This is a genomic window from Acetobacter tropicalis, from assembly GCF_001580915.1.
GTDB classification, from domain to species: domain Bacteria; phylum Pseudomonadota; class Alphaproteobacteria; order Acetobacterales; family Acetobacteraceae; genus Acetobacter; species Acetobacter tropicalis.
In genome coordinates, this window is sequence record NZ_LHZQ01000209.1 from 25,478 (window position 1) to 41,076 (window position 15,599).

The 15,599-nt window shown below is 56.6% G+C and carries 13 protein-coding genes and 1 CRISPR repeat array (1 of these 14 cut by a window edge); of the genes, 5 read left to right on the forward strand and 8 right to left on the reverse strand.

Going from position 1 to position 15,599, the window contains the following annotated elements; translation table 11 throughout:
* Positions 1-643: direct repeats of the CRISPR family, unit length 32 nt; unit sequence GTTTCTATCCACGCTCCCGCACGGGGAGCGAC; it begins 520 nt to the left of the window's first position.
* A gap of 165 nt (positions 644-808) precedes the next feature.
* On the reverse strand, positions 809-1,717 hold the full coding sequence (locus AD944_RS09655; RefSeq protein WP_035379893.1) for a LysR family transcriptional regulator: 909 nt from the start codon (positions 1,715-1,717) through the stop codon (positions 809-811).
* A 61-nt stretch (positions 1,718-1,778) separates the two neighbouring features.
* Here AD944_RS09655 and AD944_RS09660 point away from each other — a divergent pair, with 61 nt between their 5' ends.
* The 5 genes from AD944_RS09660 (at position 1,779) to AD944_RS09680 (ending at position 5,172) form a co-directional block, all read left to right on the forward strand.
* Positions 1,779-2,261 (forward strand): PACE efflux transporter, encoded by a 483-nt coding sequence (locus AD944_RS09660; RefSeq protein ID WP_045541651.1) that lies wholly within the window; start codon positions 1,779-1,781, stop codon positions 2,259-2,261.
* 111 nt (positions 2,262-2,372) lie between these two features.
* The gene (locus tag AD944_RS09665) at positions 2,373-2,951 is read left to right on the forward strand and encodes a hypothetical protein (protein ID WP_045541652.1); all 579 of its coding nucleotides are present in this window, start codon (positions 2,373-2,375) and stop codon (positions 2,949-2,951) included.
* Between the two features lie 264 nt (positions 2,952-3,215).
* Complete coding sequence (locus AD944_RS09670; protein ID WP_082741161.1) at positions 3,216-3,437, forward strand: (2Fe-2S)-binding protein; 222 nt, start codon at positions 3,216-3,218, stop codon at positions 3,435-3,437.
* A gap of 72 nt (positions 3,438-3,509) precedes the next feature.
* The gene (locus AD944_RS09675) at positions 3,510-4,469 is read left to right on the forward strand and encodes an NAD(P)H-dependent glycerol-3-phosphate dehydrogenase (RefSeq protein ID WP_045541657.1); all 960 of its coding nucleotides are present in this window, start codon (positions 3,510-3,512) and stop codon (positions 4,467-4,469) included.
* Positions 4,470-4,617: 148 nt separating this feature from the next.
* Positions 4,618-5,172: a Dps family protein gene (locus AD944_RS09680; protein WP_035379885.1), complete on the forward strand. Its 555-nt coding sequence runs from the start codon at positions 4,618-4,620 to the stop codon at positions 5,170-5,172.
* A 195-nt stretch (positions 5,173-5,367) separates the two neighbouring features.
* Here AD944_RS09680 and AD944_RS09685 read toward each other — a convergent pair whose 3' ends face one another.
* The 7 genes from AD944_RS09685 to AD944_RS09720 form a co-directional block, all read right to left on the reverse strand.
* Positions 5,368-7,047, reverse strand: a complete 1,680-nt coding sequence (locus AD944_RS09685) for a PepSY-associated TM helix domain-containing protein (protein ID WP_045541653.1) — start codon at positions 7,045-7,047, stop codon at positions 5,368-5,370.
* Positions 7,044-7,361 (reverse strand): hypothetical protein, encoded by a 318-nt coding sequence (locus tag AD944_RS09690; RefSeq protein WP_045541654.1) that lies wholly within the window; start codon positions 7,359-7,361, stop codon positions 7,044-7,046. Before AD944_RS09690 ends, AD944_RS09685 begins: the two co-directional genes overlap by 4 nt.
* A complete protein-coding gene (locus AD944_RS09695; protein WP_052427100.1) occupies positions 7,358-7,639 on the reverse strand; it encodes a hypothetical protein in 282 nt (93 codons plus the stop codon). The genes AD944_RS09690 and AD944_RS09695 overlap by 4 nt, the downstream gene beginning before the upstream one ends.
* Positions 7,636-9,990: a TonB-dependent siderophore receptor gene (locus tag AD944_RS09700; RefSeq protein WP_045541655.1), complete on the reverse strand. Its 2,355-nt coding sequence runs from the start codon at positions 9,988-9,990 to the stop codon at positions 7,636-7,638. The genes AD944_RS09695 and AD944_RS09700 overlap by 4 nt, the downstream gene beginning before the upstream one ends.
* Before the next feature lie 1,351 nt (positions 9,991-11,341).
* A complete protein-coding gene (locus AD944_RS09710; protein ID WP_045541676.1) occupies positions 11,342-13,000 on the reverse strand; it encodes a bifunctional aspartate transaminase/aspartate 4-decarboxylase in 1,659 nt (552 codons plus the stop codon).
* Between the two features lie 215 nt (positions 13,001-13,215).
* Complete coding sequence (locus AD944_RS09715) at positions 13,216-14,163, reverse strand: DMT family transporter (RefSeq protein WP_045541660.1); 948 nt, start codon at positions 14,161-14,163, stop codon at positions 13,216-13,218.
* 133 nt (positions 14,164-14,296) lie between these two features.
* Positions 14,297-15,448: an AI-2E family transporter gene (locus AD944_RS09720; protein ID WP_236709148.1), complete on the reverse strand. Its 1,152-nt coding sequence runs from the start codon at positions 15,446-15,448 to the stop codon at positions 14,297-14,299.
* Between the last annotated feature and the right edge of the window lie 151 nt (positions 15,449-15,599).

Genomic DNA, 15,599 nt, shown 5'->3' on the forward strand with positions numbered 1-15,599 from the left:
GCTGTGTCCTTTGTTTCTATCCACGCTCCCGCACGGGGAGCGACTTGTCATCCAGGGGGAGGCTGTTGTGCTGCATGTGGTTTCTATCCACGCTCCCGCACGGGGAGCGACGATCGGCGCGAGTATCCTTGATCCAGTAAGGCCAGTTTCTATCCACGCTCCCGCACGGGGAGCGACGTCTCTGGAAGGGGCTGACATCGCGTGGTTTGAAGTTTCTATCCACGCTCCCGCACGGGGAGCGACGTCATAAGAGCGGAAGCGGCTACCCATTTTCAGATTGTTTCTATCCACGCTCCCGCACGGGGAGCGACCGGGTGCAGCCCGGTTTGATCTGATTAACCGCCTGTTTCTATCCACGCTCCCGCACGGGGAGCGACATGGAAATCTATAACGATGTCCTTGGCCTCTACAAGTTTCTATCCACGCTCCCGCACGGGGAGCGACAGGCCAATTCCCCAGCTTTCTGCGGCTAGTGAAGGAGTTTCTATCCACGCTCCCGCACGGGGAGCGACAACAGCCTCAGCCTCAGTGTCTGATACGTTTGCTGTTTCTATCCACGCTCCCGCACGGGGAGCGACATGTTGTCATAAGATACTACTTACCACACTCGAGTTTCTATCCACGCTCCCGCACGGGGAGCGACGGTGTAGGTTTAGCACCTGTCTGGGGCTGGGCGGAATGCGCTTTTTGCGCGAACTGGTGGCTGCGAGTGCTGCTGCTGAACGCTTTGGGATCAGCGTGTTTGAAAAAATTCTTATTTTATAATGAGTTGACGCGTGCGCGACCCTGCCGGGATTTTGATGGGTGATCAGGGTTCGCGCGACGGATGCGTAACACCGGGAATACCGCCTTGGCGCAGGCGGTTGCGGAGCCATTGGGCGGCAGGACCATGAGGATGCTTCTTGTGCCACACGGTGACAAGAGGGGTCAGGCGTTCTCCGGCATCGAACTGGAGGTTGGGGGCCACAATATCCGGCGCTGTGGGAGAGGCCGCCAGCACATGGTCTGAGACAAATGCCCAGCCTATATTGTGTTTTACCATTTCCAGAATAACCCAGTGGCTTTCCACCCACCAGACATCCGCCGCCACGCGCAGGCTTTGGCGTGTCTGTTCGCGCCCACGGGTGGCCACCAGAATCTGGCGGTAGCGTTTCAGGTCTTCCCACGTTACCTGCCTGTGGGCCAGCGGATGAGTACGCCCGCACACCAGCTTAAGCGGCACATACCCAATGGCCTGAAAGGCAAGCTCCGGCTGCGGGTGGTCCTGCTGCCACATCACGCCCAGGTCCGCCACGCCCTCCAGCACAAGCTGGCCGACATCTTCCATAAGCGGAAACAGGATTTCCACCTGCACATAGGGAAAATTCTTTGCAAATTCAGAAAAAATCGTGCCCAGCGCGTGTTCGGGGTAAAGCTGATCTATGGCCACCACCAGCTTGTTTTCCACCTGCTCTTCCAAAGAATGCGCAACCCCTATCAGGTGCTCGCGCCGTTCCAGCACCACGCGGGCTTCTGGCAGCAGGCGCAGGCCCGCCTGCGTAAGCACAGGTTGGCGGCCAGAGCGATCAAACAACATCAGCCCCAGATCCACCTCCAGATTACTGATCTGGGTGCTGATGGCAGACTGCGCCTTACCCAACAGGCGGGCTGCCGCAGAAAAAGATCCCTTTTCCGCTGCCGTAACAAATGCCTGCAATTGATCCAGAGAAACGCTCATCTATCATTTTTCCAGATAGGTTCTATCTTTCTTTTCTCTGGGTAGGAGATAGGTTGCGCGCATGTCAACGCTCGATTCTGCTCCCGCTCCTCTGCGCTCCCCGTCAGACCGTGTGCGCCACGCCCTGCTGTTTGAATGTGTGGCACTGGCGCTGGTTATTCCCGTGGGGGCGTATCTGTTTGGCCTGCACACGGAAGATATGGGCTTTATTGGTGTCGGCAGCGCCATAACGGCCACCGCGTGGAACTACATATATAATCTGGGGTTTGATCACGCCCTGCACCGTCTGACAGGCTCGGCCCGCAAAAGTGTTGGCGTGCGCGTGCTGCACACGCTGCTGTTTGAGGCCGGGTTGCAGGTTGTGCTGCTGCCCGCCATTGCGTGGTATCTGCGCGTCAGTATTCCGCAGGCATTTTCCATGAGCTTTTCGCTCGCGCTGTTTTATCTGGTTTATGCGTTTTTCTTCAATATTGCGTATGACTGGGTTTTTCCTGTTGCCGCCACCCGCGTGCCCCCTTCTGCTCTGCCCGTTGCCAGCGAGTAAAGCGCCCGAGTGGATGTGACCCTCCCGTAACGGTTTTATGTTGAACACGGGCAGGATACGCTTTTACAGTGTCTCTGTTTTTACAAGACACCAGCCACACGGGGCCACCACATGCCGTATCCACCCCACGCGTCCTTTGCAGACCGCGTTGTTGCTGTGCTGGATAAAGCCGCGCTGGGCGTTACGGCGCCATTCAGGCGGCTGGGCCTGATGGACTTTTCCGCCACACCGCAGTTGAAAAAAGCGCCACCCCTCTGGGTGGTGCTCTGTGTGGCCGGAGCAGAAACGCTTCTCTACGCCGTAGCACTTCTCGGCCCATTCAAAGCCGTGCACTCCGTAGCCAGTGCGCTGCTGGTGCTGTCCTGTGTTTTTGTAGCGCATGTCAAAAACCATCATGCTTTCTACGCCAAGGGTGGAGCAGACCGCACTCCGGCAGAACAACAGGTCGTGTGGCAGGGACGAATGGCGATGCTGGCAACCACCGCGATTCTTTCCACGTCCGCGCTAATTGCGGTAACCATCATTCTCGCGCGCTCTCCCGGTCCGGTTGATGGTATGGCTCTTATGCCCCCACTTGTCATGACGCTGCTTTACACGGAATGCATGGCCTTTCTTGCGCTCGTTATTGTGCTCTCACGCCATGATCATGCGGCAGGCTCCTCCCAGCGCGTTGTGACCTCCAAGGCGTGAACCTGTAGAAAACCTGCCCGTTGTAGGAAAGAGTCGCTTTTTTGCAGTAAACACCTTGGTTTTCTGCCACCCGCCCCCACATAGCGGTTGCCAGCCTGCTTTTTCTGCCTGTTCCACAGCCGCACGCAGCCATCCTTTCCCTACCGGAAATGCTCAGCCCATCGGAGCCTCTTTGCCCCGCGTGAAGAACTTGCAGAAAGTGCATTGCGAATAGTTCTCATTCGTGTATGGTCACGATGTCAGACTCAGAACGGGACGATCTTGATGGTCATCTGCTCTTGTAATCGCTTGACGGACAAAGATGTGGAATCCGCCGTTGCTGGTGGGGCTACCCGCCCGCGTGAAATTTATGCCTCCAAAGGCTGCAAAGCCCAGTGCGGCAACTGCGTGCCCGGTGTGGTCTGCCTTCTGCGTGAAGCCCGCATGAAACAGGTGCAGGCCGGCCTGATTCAGCAGACGGCCTCTGTAGCCGCCCTTTCCGCCTGAAACACCGTCCTCCCGCTTTCTTCACAGCTCTATTGCTTGCCTGTTGGGGCCACATCTGGCACGGCTGATGCCATGAACAGGCATATTCTGGTTATGGGCGCAGGCGCGTGGGGCTCCGCACTGGCGCTACACATGCACCGCACAGGGGCGCGTGTGCAGGTATGGGCGCGCAATCCGGCATCCCGCCTGCCTTCAGGGGCCATGCCCCGCCTGCCAGACTGGCCTCTCCCTGCTGACGTAACTGTGTCTGACACCATTCCCGCCAAACCGGACCTTATTCTGGTTGTTGTGCCGGTACAGCATCTGGCGTCTGTTCTGCCGCTGCTACCGCAAGGCGTGCCCGCCATTCTGTGCTGCAAGGGGGTGGAGCGTGCCTCCCAAACCTTCCCGTTGGATGTTCTGGCGCGGGTGCGGCCTGAATGTCCCGGCGCAGTCCTCTCCGGGCCTAACTTTGCGCACGAAATTGCGGCAGGCCTACCCGCCGCCGCCGTGGTGGCCGCTCCCCGCATGGAGCAGGCCCTGACATGGGCTGCTGCCGTTTCCTCCCCCACATTCCGGCTGTATGCGAGTGACGACTGTACCGGCGTACAGTTAGGCGGCGCCGCCAAAAACGTTATTGCCATTGCTGCAGGAACCGCCATGGGCGCTGGCCTTGGAGAAAACGCCCGCGCCGCCCTTATCACACGAGGACTGGCAGAAACCGGACGGCTGGCGGCGGCATTGGGCGGCCAGCCCGCAACCCTCGCCGGTCTGGCTGGTATGGGAGATCTGGTGCTCACCTGCACGGGGGCAGCCTCCCGCAATTATCAGATGGGGCTGGCTCTGGGCCGTGGCGCTGGTGCGGAGGATGCAGCCGCCGCCCTGCCCGGCGTGGCTGAGGGTGTAACAACCGCCAGCGCCCTGCTGGGGCTGGCCCGCGCCCATGGCGTGGCAGTGCCCATTATTGAAACCGTGTCGGATTTTCTGGCAAAAACCCTAACCCTTGAGGAAGCCCGCAGCCGCCTGCTGGACCGCCCTCTTAAGGCTGAATGACGGAGCCGAGGCGCAGCGCCCTATCCCTGCGCCATATTCATGGCTGATACATGGCCCCTTGCATGCAACTTAAGGCCACCTACATCCTTATACGTCACGCCTGACCGTGATGACACGGTATTTTAATGGTGAAAAAAGGACGGGTTTTATGAGTAAATCAGCTCCCGCTACCAAAGCAATTGATGCCAAGGCCGCTCATGTCAAAGAATATCTGGGCACGCCAACAGACCTGAAAGCCGATGCTGTAAAAGAAGTATCGATTGGTCTGGCTGATACACTGGCGGATGTGTTCGCCCTTTATGTAAAAACCAAGAATTTCCATTGGCATATGAGCGGTCGCCATTTCCGCGATTACCACGTGCTGCTGGACGAACAGAGCAATCAGATTTTTGCCATGACCGATCCGCTGGCCGAACGCGCCCGCAAGATTGGTGGCACCACCCTGCACTCCGTTGGGGAAATTGGCCGTCGCACACAGATTCTGGATAATGATGCCCTGTACGTCACCCCGGAAGACATGCTGGCCGAGCTGCGGGATGATAACCTCACCCTCACCAAGCAGCTCCGCAAAGTGCATGCCCTGTGTGATGATGCCAATGATGTGGCAACCGCCAGCCTGATTGAAAACTGGATTGATGAAACAGAGCGCCGCACATGGTTCCTGTTTGAAGCCACCCGTCCAGCCTTTGGAAAAAACGACTGATCAAGAAACGTTTCTTTACAATCTGACATCAAAAAAGCGGGGGCTTTCGGGCTCCCGCCTTTTTTACATGCTGTGCAATGGTTCTGTTTTTGATGCCGACAATGGTTCTACCCTTACGGACAGGAAACCGGAAACAGTCCTGCCAGCACGGTTCACGCCAGTTGTGCTTACACGCGCTGGAAGACTGCACAGCGGTCAGGCAGACACCCTGCCCTGTGGCGGCAGACGGACTTTTCTGAAAGCGCACACCAGCAGAAAAACGCCCACCAGCACAGATGTCAGCCCGATAGCCTGCGTAACAGGCGAAAGCCACCCGCCATGCCCTGCAAGGCTGACCGAGACAGGCACCAGTGCGGTTAAAATACCAGCCCCTGCCAGCAGAACACGGTCACACCGCTGACTGCCCAGCAGAAAAGCGGCCACAACAAACACACAGAAAACAGCATAATAAAGCTGCATAACCGCCGAGTATGTTCCCCCTTGCGGCAGAAACGGTACAGCGCAGAAAACGGCGGAAATTCCAGCCACACACCCCAAAGCACAGCCAGAGGTCAGGCAGGCCAGAAAACGGGTGCCGCGCGTATCTTCCACGCGGCCACTTTTACGCTCCTGTTTCTGACGGGAGGCCACCCATAGCCTGTTGCCGGTATAGAACAGAAACGCGCCCCCCAGCCCCAGTACAACATACCCCCACCGCACGGCCACACCACCAAAACTGCCAAAATGCAGGGCAAAAAATGTGGTGATAATGGAAAAGCCAGTGGATTGATGGCCCGGAAGATAATCCGTGGAGGTCACTCTGCCCGTATAAGGATTAACCTCAGCAAAACCGCTGACAGGCCCCCGCATACTGTAACGCGGATCATGCCCAGCCACACTCAACACAAGCCCCGCCCCCGGCCGCTGCGTGTAATTCAGACTATCCGGCACAAAGCCAGATGCCTGCCGGGCCAGAGCCGCTAAAATCTGCTGCGGAGGCAACGGCAAAGGCTGGGCAGGTTCGGGGGAAGCGTCACCTTGTGTCAGATTTGGCTGCCCACCCTGAGCCGCCGGAGCGGTATCGGATGATCCTGCTTGTGGGCGCCCCGGATGCGCGCCCGTAGGGTCTGCGCCGCCATGCTGGCCGCGCGCCCCATGGTCCGCACCAGCCTGCGTGTGGTGAGAAGCGTGATTACCGCCCAGAAGGAAATGCTGCGTTACAAAAATGGGCTCATGGAACGCAAACACCACTGATGTCAGCGCCATGATGAGATGAAACGGCAGGGAAAACACACCCAGAAGATTGTGCATGTCCAGCCACATTTTTTTACTATTGCGGCCCAGACGAACAGCAAAAAGGTTTTTTGCCAAACCCGGCAGAAACGCAATAACGCCAGAAATCAGCGCCACGGCATAAAGCAGCGCTACCGTGCCCATCAGATACCGGCTGACCATATGGGGCAACGGCAGGCTAACCTGCTGGTGCAGTTCATCCACAAAGTGTGCTACTGCCGACGGATGGCGCTGAACCGTGATCAGTTCACCCGTCTCGCTCAGGCTCACTTGTGTCGTAGGTCCGCCGCGCCCGTGGGCACCGGGTTTAGCGGCAGACCATGAAAACTCCCCCTGCCCCGGCGTGGCGGCTGGCAGGGCAATACTGTAATTGCGTGCGGCTTCCGGATGGGCGGAAAACAGCTTTTCCATCAGGGAAGGCATGCGCTCCAATGGGGTAGGAGCCGGACGCGGCGTGGCGGAAGAAGCCCATTCCTGCAACGGTTGCTCAAACATGGTGATGGCCCCGGCATAAAAGGCCACAAACAGGAACAACCCGGCAATAATGCCCACCCAACTGTGTGCATCCCGATAGGTGCGGACAATGTCACCCCGAATTTTCATGATGCCAGCCCCCGAATGGCAAAAAACAGGCCCCACACCAGCACATTGGCAACGGCCAGCACGCCCCAGGCCTGCCTCCCGGAACGGAAAAGAAAGCACGCACCCAAAAGGCTGCACCATACAGGAGGCACCAACCACAGCAGGAACTGGGCAGACAGCGTGCGGGGTGACCCATCAGCATGGCACAGCACCCCCACTACCCCCATGATACCCACCGTCAGCACCGCGCCAGCCACAACGGCAGCCGAGACCTTGGGGAACCAGTTGCGGCTGGAAAGGGGTTCGGCTTTTAACAAAGCAGATTGTGTGCTCATGGGTTTTTCTTCCTGTTTCTGGCCAGCGCCAAACCCAGTGGCAGGAGGGACCACACAGCCATAAGCAGGGTCACCACCATGAAAACTGCCGTGGCGGGGCTTCTGGCCTGAAGCAACAGGGCAAGTGCTCCACACACCAGCACACTCCCGGCCAGCAGGCACAGGCGGGCGTCAGGCGGCCGCACCAGCAAAAGCTGATTGCGGGATGCCAGATAACACAGCATGCCGCCCACCACTGCCAGCACACTGGCTCCGATCAGGAAAACAGACGTGCTCACCAGCGATATTCCAGTCTTGCTGTCAAGCTGCGTCCCTGCCCATAATAACAGGCGGAAATACCGGTGCAGGTTGAAACAAAGCGTTTGTTGGCAATGTTGCGCAGATTGACTGAAAACGACAGATGATCGTACTGCGGATGCGCCACCCCAAAATCATACCGCAGGAAGGAATCAAACACCGTATAGCCGGGAATGGAGAGTGTGTTGTTGGTGTCACCATAGCTATGGCCCGTGTAACGCACGCCGCCGCCTACCCCTAGCCCCGCAAAAAAGCCGTGCCGGAACCGTTGATCCACAAACAGGGAGGCCATCCATTTGGGGGCCTGTGGCAGATAATTGCCCACCTGTGATGCTGTGTTGGATTGCGTGACGCGGGCATCGCTCCGGGTGCCGGTGAAAATAACGGCCATATCCCACGGCAGGGTGGCGCGGCCTTCAAGTTCCAGCCCACGCACCCGGCCCTTGCCGGTCTGCACAAGGCAGGTTGCGTTGCCGCATAGGGTGCCGTTGGGGTCTGGCGTTGTCATGTTTGTCTGGGTGATCTGATACCCGCCGAAGGTGACATAAATGCTTTTGCCGTACTGGTAGCGCAGACCAGCCTCATACTGGTCCCCTTTGGTGGGCTTGAACGGCACACCATTCAGGGCCGTTGAGGGATCAGAAACCTGAGGCTGGAAGGATTGCGCATAGCTGAAATAAGGGGCCAGCCCGTTATCAAACAGATACACGCCCCCTGCCCGCCACGTGAACGCATCTGAACGGGTATTGTAGCGCTTCTGGGTCAGGATGTTCAGGGTTTCATCCCGCGCCCAGTCCTGCCTGCCGCCAATGGTCACACGCAGGCGGTTGAACTTGAGCTGATCCTGAAAATAGATGCCGTTCTGCTGGCTGAGGGTGGAGGTGTAAATCTGCGGAGCCAACGCATTGGCGTAACCTGCGGAACCACGTTTCACGGGGTCAAAAATATTGAGCATGGGCAACACAAGGGAGGAGTTGACCAAATCCCGGCTGTGCTCCCAGTTGGTGTAGAAATAATCCGTGCCCGCCAGCAGCAGATGCCGCACCGGGCCGGTGGTTACATGCCCTTCAAGCTGGGTATCCGTCGCCACACCCTGCGAGCGTCCACGCCCTTCCACCGCGCGGCGGTTTACCGTTTCTCCGGCAACACACCCGGTAATGGAAGGGGGACAGGCCTTGAGCGTATCACCGGAAAGCACGGTGGCACGGTAGAGTGTATCAATATAGGTGTAGCGGGTATTATTGCGCACGGTCAGGTATTTGCTGAATTTGTGCTCCAGAAAAGATCCAGCCAACGCCTGATTACGGTCAAATGTATCCCAATCCGGCTCACCAATATTGGCATTATTGGCAATATGGCGGCCTTTGGACGAATACAGCGTGCCCGTGGCTGGCATAAACTGGAAGGTGGAACCGCCCTGATCGCGCTGATACTGGGCCAGCAACGTCCATGTGGTGTGCGGGGTGATCTTCCATGTCAGACTGGGCGAGACGTAGTAGCGCCCCAGCATGACATCATCCACCTGCGTGCCGCCATACCGCGCCAGCGCCACAACGCGCCCCAGCACCGTGCCCTGATGGTTGAGCTTGCCAGATACATCGCCAGAGGCCTGCCCCTGCCAGTTATCCATGCCGGTAAAGCCAGCACTTTGCAGAAAGAATTCGCCTTCGCTTTTTTCCGTGGGGCGCTTGGTGGCCAGGTTCACCACACCGCCCGGGGCCGTCTGCCCATACAGTGCGCCAGACGGGCCTTTCAGCACCTCAATCTGTTGCAGCGCGAACGGGTCAAACGATGTGCGGGTCCATTGCCCGCCAGAAGGCAGGCGCAGACCATCCACAAAGTTGTTGTTTGACGAAAACCCGCCAGCACCAAAGCCACGCACCGACACTTCATCCACACGGCTATCAATACCCGAGGGCTCGGACTGCACCCCGGCTGTATAGGCCAGCGCATCCGCAATGGTGGGGGACGCACGCAGTTCTATTTCCTCGCGGTTCACGATGGAAATGGACTGAGGCGATTCAATAATGGGTGTGCGTGTTTTGGTGGAAGCCGAGGCATGCGAAAGCCCTGTGGCAGTAACCGTAACCACCTCGGACTTAGCCGCAACCGCACTTTCTCCCCCTGATGGGCGAGGAGAGGAGCCCGGAGCCCCAGTAGTTGAAACTGCGCCCGCACCTGCTGCGGTGGGGGGTGCTGCAAGACCTGCCTGCGTTTCCTTGCTGGCTTTTGCACTGCGGGCGATCAATGGGTCCGCCAATGCTTCTGCACTCAAGCCCCCCACGCTCATCACCACCAGAAGAAGGCCACCCGTCCTACACGGAAAACACATTGCTGACTCGCACCCTACACATTGCACCGGGGCTGCGCATTAACTGTAACTGATAATCATTGTCAACTGAAAGGCGGCATTCTACCCATTATTTCATATTACCTGTTGGTAAGCTCTGTAACCGGACCCCGTCTGGCCCCTGCAACATTAAGGACCGCATCAAAGATCTTCTGTGCTCTCTCCACGCCCGAAAGTTTTCCCAACCAGAAACCAGTAGGGAACTCATAAAAATAGAAACAAACACAGCAATAATATTGCGCCCCCAGAAAAATATGAACGAATCAAAAACCTTAAGAAGGAAAAATTTATGAGTACAGTAGGAAGGGGTAGGAGTGATGAGAATATTTTCATTGTCATAATTACAACTCGGGTTGATACACCAGAAAAAAGAAATAAAAGAAACATACAAATTATAAAGAACAAAAAAATCTACAAATAACCTGTAAATAAAATTTAAAACCAGAGATCTATTTTCTAAAAAACAAACTTTTCTTTATAGAAAAAATGCTAAAACAATAAAAGGGAACAAAAATAAAAAATATGGGAAAATCCACACGGAAACCGCCAAAGACGCCAGAAAAGAATCAAAAGTTTTGCTGAAAATTCTATCGAAGTTTTTGAAAAAACCACTATTCGCAAATATATAAGAGAAGATGATATATGCTAAAAATGCCTCCCATAAACTGTTTACCAGATTATATTTACTGACTGAAATTCTTTTCATGATAAAATCCTAGTAGCGTATTGTCGCTGCTTCTTGGCGGTAAATAAGGATAGGGACTACTTCTTGGTTCATTTCCAAATTTAGAGCGCACTTTTGCATACGTATTTTCTTACGAAAGAAGATCATTTTCTGAATAACCCGCAGCAGCAGCATAAAGCCCAATTGCAATCGTGGAGTAATTTCTTCTTTCAGTGCCTCTTATCCCAGCAGGAATACCCAGATGCTGGAAGCCCCAACAACCACCCGTATGGTAAGTCTGCTATAGAGCCGCGAGCATACTTAACCTATACCCTGCTGATCCTGATCAACATTATAGAGCCCTTTTCCATAAGTCTTGATGGTGATTAATTCAGCAGGATCGTCAATTATATTGTGTTTATTCTGGATGAAAGAGACTTCTTTTCTTTCCAACTCCTCCATTGCCGTGGTTTGTAATTTCCATCATAAGCATCGCGTGTAGCGGGAATTTTTTGCATCAGAAAAGAAAAACACCAACATCACGGAAATGTTGCTTATTCGAAAACACCTCCTCCCCGGCAAATGACTGATAAAATTCCTGCCGGGGAGAGACCGCCTAAAACATGAAAAGCACTCTCATAATTTGAAGAAAGTACTATCCTTCATCTTTCAGCCGTTAATAGGATCTGCACCTTTCGGTTTGGGGCTTGGGGCAACGCTGGCTTCTGGTGCCTCTGCTCCTTTTTCCTGCTTGTAACGGGCGTAATATTCATCCGCCATGCGGCGCAGGGCTGTGCCGATGCTGGCGTATTGATACTCGTTCAGGTTGGCGAGGGACGCACGGGCGGATGGCCTGCGCACGGCAAAGCCAATGCCGGGCAGCAGCACAACGCCTGTTTCCTCTGCAATGCGGAACAGGATGGTTTCATAATCCACGCGCGTTATCAGCCAACGGGCAAAGCGGGTACCGTAAAGCTGGGTGGCCACCTTGGCCATATCAATCAGGGTGTAATAATGCGTGCTGCCAGCATCATCCGGCGCGGAAACGCCCAGATCCCGGTACAGGGCCAGTTCCCGCCGGTGCAGCAGGTTTTTCAGAGCGGCCTTGTAAGCATCCCGTCCGTCCATTAGCGCAAAAAGGGAGAACAGGGTCATCTGCACCTGTTGCGGGGTGGAAAGGCCTGCGGTGTGGTTCAGCGCCACGCTGCGGCTATCCGCCACCAGACGGTCAATAAACTTCAGGCCACGCACATCGGGGGTCAGAGAGGCATAGCGTTTGTCCAGCGCCTGTTTCTCATCTTCCGGCAGGGCCGCCAATGCGCGGTCCAGCACGTTCTGCACATGGGTTGCCACAACCCCAAGCCGCCAGCCGGTGGAGCCAAAATACTTGGAGAAAGAATAGACCAGAACCGTATTGTGTGGGCAAATACTGTAAAGAGAGCGGAAATTATCCGCAAACGTGCCGTAGACATCATCCGTGACAATAATCAGATCAGGCCGCTTTGTTTTGACAATCTCGGCAATGCGGGCCAGCCCGGCATCATTGATTTTCACAGATGGCGGGTTGCTGGGGTTGACCACCAGAAAGACTTTTACGGCGGGGTCCAGCAGTTTATCCAACTCGCTGTCTGGATATTGCCAGCCACATTCAGGCGCAGCGTTAATGGCCACTTCCTGCAACTGGTAATCCCGCAGTTCCGGTATTTCCACATACGGGGTGAAGACCGGCATGCCGATGGCGGCTTTATCGCCGGGTTTGATCAGCCCGTTTTCCCGCAGGGAGGCAAAAATATAGCTAATGGCCGCCGTGCCACCTTCCAGCGCAAACAGGTCCGTTGTGGCTTCAGGCATGGCGCCACCGGCCATTTCCCGAATAAGGTAATGGCGCACAATCTTTTCTGCATATTTGAGCATGCGCGGCGGGGTTGGATAATCACACCCCAGAATACCGGCCACCACTTCCTGCAAAAAACCATCGGCAGAAAGGCCAAGCTGATCCCGCACATAGGAAAGCGCACGCCGCAGAAACGCAACGCCGGGTTCATCCTTATGGGCGGCCACAAAGGCGTTGAAGCGTTCTTCTATGCCATCACGCCGGGGCACCCCCCCTACCCCTTCTGCCATATAGGAAAAGGAAAGTTCTGATTCTGCCGTTGCAAACAACCCCAACTGGAAGAATCCTTGCCGGGGCGTTGTGGCCAGAAAATTCGGGTTGCCGCGCCCCGCATCCAGCATGGTGTGCTGCGCCCGCCCGGAGGCAAGCTGGATGAGCAGATCCTTCAGTTCAAAGGGGCTGAGGTTGCGAAACTTCTCGTACTCTGCGGGCATAGCCATTGGCCTCTTTTGTTCTGAACTGGCAACACGGGCGTGCACTATAGAGGGTTCCGGTGCGAAAAAAGCCACCACAAAATGCTGAGCAGTCATGTGTCATAACAAACAGGCCTGAGCAGGCTTTGCGTCTTCGCAACTGCATTCTGCAAGCCGAGAGTGAGAACCACACGACCGGGCCGGTTGAAAAACGCCCCGTGAACAATGCCCCCCCCTCAGGCCTGAAAACGGGAGAAGGGCCAAAGCCTGCGCAGCCCCTGCCCGATCCACGCATAACCGCTGACAAGCACAATACCCAGCAGCACGCACGCAGCACCCTGTAGAAAACCGGGCTCAAGCGGATCATGCAGCAGCCAGTAGCCCAGCACGACCCCAAACAGAGGCGTCATGAACGCAAGCACACCAATGCGCGATGCCTGATAATGCCGCAGCAGCCAGAACCATGCCAGAAAAGCCGCAAAGGAAATAAGGGTGGCTTGAAACACCACGCTGCCAACCAGCCGGGGCGTGAGGGTAAAGGCGGTCTGTTGCAAACACACTGCACTGACGAGCAGCAGAACAAAAGCGGCCACAAGCTGATACATCAATGTCTGTTTGGCAGAGACATACGCAAGCCGGGACACACGGATCACAACCGTTGTCATGCCCCAGGACGCACCGGCCATCAGCGCCAGAAAATCGCCCAGCATCTGGTGGCCATGGGCGGCATCTGCCGAGCCCCCCTGGCCGAAAAAGGCCAGCGCAATGCCGCTGAACGCAAGCAGTATCCCCACCCACTGAAGCGGAGCCATGCGTTCCGTTTTTTCCAGAACATGCAGCCCAAGGGCGGCAAAAATGGGCGATGTGTATAAAAATACCGTGGTGCGGGAGGCCGATGTGTAGCGCAGAGCCTCACCGGCCATCAGATATTCCAGAGAAAACAGGACCCCGGCCAGTAATCCGGGTTTCCATATGCCGTTCGCCAACAGGTTCAGTTTTTCGCCACCGCAGACCATGTAAAGCCAGACCAGAAGGGCGGACAGGCCGGACCGCAGGGAAATTTGCAGGATGGGCGCCATATCGGGCGCTGCGACCTTGAGCACAATCTGCTGCAACCCAAAGCACAGACACAGGACAGCCGTCAGGCTGACGGCAAACATATCCAGCGGCTTGCGTGCATCCATGACCGAAACGCCTCCCCTCTTGCGGCTTACTGCCGCCGCACCCTATCGCGCCAGAGGGTTTGTGAAAACGGAAATTATCTTACCCTTTCTTCCGCTTTCTGCGGCCTGCACCTGTGGCAGTCGCCCCGCAAGATCAGATTTCATCCTTGGGTTTGAGCGGCGCGGAAAGCTGGGTAGCCACGGCCAGAAGAACTGCCGTTATGGGGGAGGCAAAAATGAACCCCCACGCCCCCAGAAACGCCCCGAAAATGGTCTGGGATAAAATGGTGAGCGCAGGCGGCATGCTCACGGCCCGTTTCTGAATGAATGGGGACATGACATAGCCCTCAAAAGTCTGGATCACGGCATACAGGCCCAGCACCAGAAGCGCCTCCCGCCCACTGACGGAAAGCCCGATCAACAGCGCGGGCGTGGCCCCCAGAAATGCACCCAGATAGGGAATGAAATTGGACATGCCCGCTATCAGCCCAAGCGGCAACGCCAGCGGCATGCCTATGGCCCACAGGCCCCACCAGGTGAGAAAGCCGACCACTGTCATATCCAGCATCTGCCCTGCCACCCACGCGCCCAGCGTATGGCCGATGGTGTGCAGCAGCTTGCGCGCCAGTGGCCGATGCCCTTCCGGCACCAGCCGCAACACGCCGTTAGCGTACAGCCGGGGGGAGAGCGCAAAATAGATACCCGCAATCACAATCACGATCAGCGTGCCGACCGAGCCGAAGGTAGAGGTCAGCACATTGGTCATGGACCCGGCAAAATCCGCGCCAAGGCTCCGCGCCCCCGGCCCCGTCTGGTTTCCGCCCATGGATTGCGGAATATGGTCCATAAGCAGATGGCCCAGCGCATCATTGTTCAACGTATCCCGCAGGGTGCGGATCTGTGTTTCCAAGGCCGTGCGCAAATGGCTGGCCTGCACCATGATATCCGGCCCGGAAATATGCACCAGCAGCGTAAGCGCGCCTGCAATCACCATCACCAGCACAATCACGGATAACCATTCCGGCAGGCGCAGCAGGTGGGTGATCCATTGTGCGGCCCCGTGCAGCACAACCGCCACCAGCGCAGAGGCACACACCACCATCAGCACAGGCCCGCCGGTGCTGATAAGCAGGAAAAGAATGGCCAGCACCACCACTGTCAGGGCCAGCCGATAGAACCGCCCCAACGTGTGCTCTAACGCGACAAGCGCCGCCGTGGCCACATGCAGTTGAGACGTGGGACTAAGGGGGGATGGTGTGTGTTGGGAAGGATCAGCCCCTTCCGGGGGAGGAGATAGCTCCACCATAATGCCTGCGCTCCTGCTGCATGATCGCCAGCCACAGGCACGAGGCCGATCCGGCTGAAAACGCCGTGATCTTGCGCCGGTTTAGCGCCCCAGGCCAGCGCACACCTGCCTCACATCATCGGGACACTGGAAAAAATGGAGAAAACCGGGC

Coding starts and splice junctions, on each gene's coding strand:
- AD944_RS09720 (WP_236709148.1), bottom strand. CDS start 15,448: ATGGTGGAGCTATCTCCTCCCCCGGAAGGGGCTGATCCTTCCCAACAC.
- AD944_RS09685 (WP_045541653.1), bottom strand. CDS start 7,047: ATGAAAATTCGGGGTGACATTGTCCGCACCTATCGGGATGCACACAGT.
- AD944_RS09670 (WP_082741161.1), top strand. CDS start 3,216: ATGGTCATCTGCTCTTGTAATCGCTTGACGGACAAAGATGTGGAATCC.
- AD944_RS09710 (WP_045541676.1), bottom strand. CDS start 13,000: ATGCCCGCAGAGTACGAGAAGTTTCGCAACCTCAGCCCCTTTGAACTG.
- AD944_RS09690 (WP_045541654.1), bottom strand. CDS start 7,361: ATGAGCACACAATCTGCTTTGTTAAAAGCCGAACCCCTTTCCAGCCGC.
- AD944_RS09680 (WP_035379885.1), top strand. CDS start 4,618: ATGAGTAAATCAGCTCCCGCTACCAAAGCAATTGATGCCAAGGCCGCT.
- AD944_RS09700 (WP_045541655.1), bottom strand. CDS start 9,990: ATGTGTTTTCCGTGTAGGACGGGTGGCCTTCTTCTGGTGGTGATGAGC.
- AD944_RS09660 (WP_045541651.1), top strand. CDS start 1,779: ATGTCAACGCTCGATTCTGCTCCCGCTCCTCTGCGCTCCCCGTCAGAC.
- AD944_RS09665 (WP_045541652.1), top strand. CDS start 2,373: ATGCCGTATCCACCCCACGCGTCCTTTGCAGACCGCGTTGTTGCTGTG.
- AD944_RS09655 (WP_035379893.1), bottom strand. CDS start 1,717: ATGAGCGTTTCTCTGGATCAATTGCAGGCATTTGTTACGGCAGCGGAA.
- AD944_RS09715 (WP_045541660.1), bottom strand. CDS start 14,163: ATGGATGCACGCAAGCCGCTGGATATGTTTGCCGTCAGCCTGACGGCT.
- AD944_RS09675 (WP_045541657.1), top strand. CDS start 3,510: ATGAACAGGCATATTCTGGTTATGGGCGCAGGCGCGTGGGGCTCCGCA.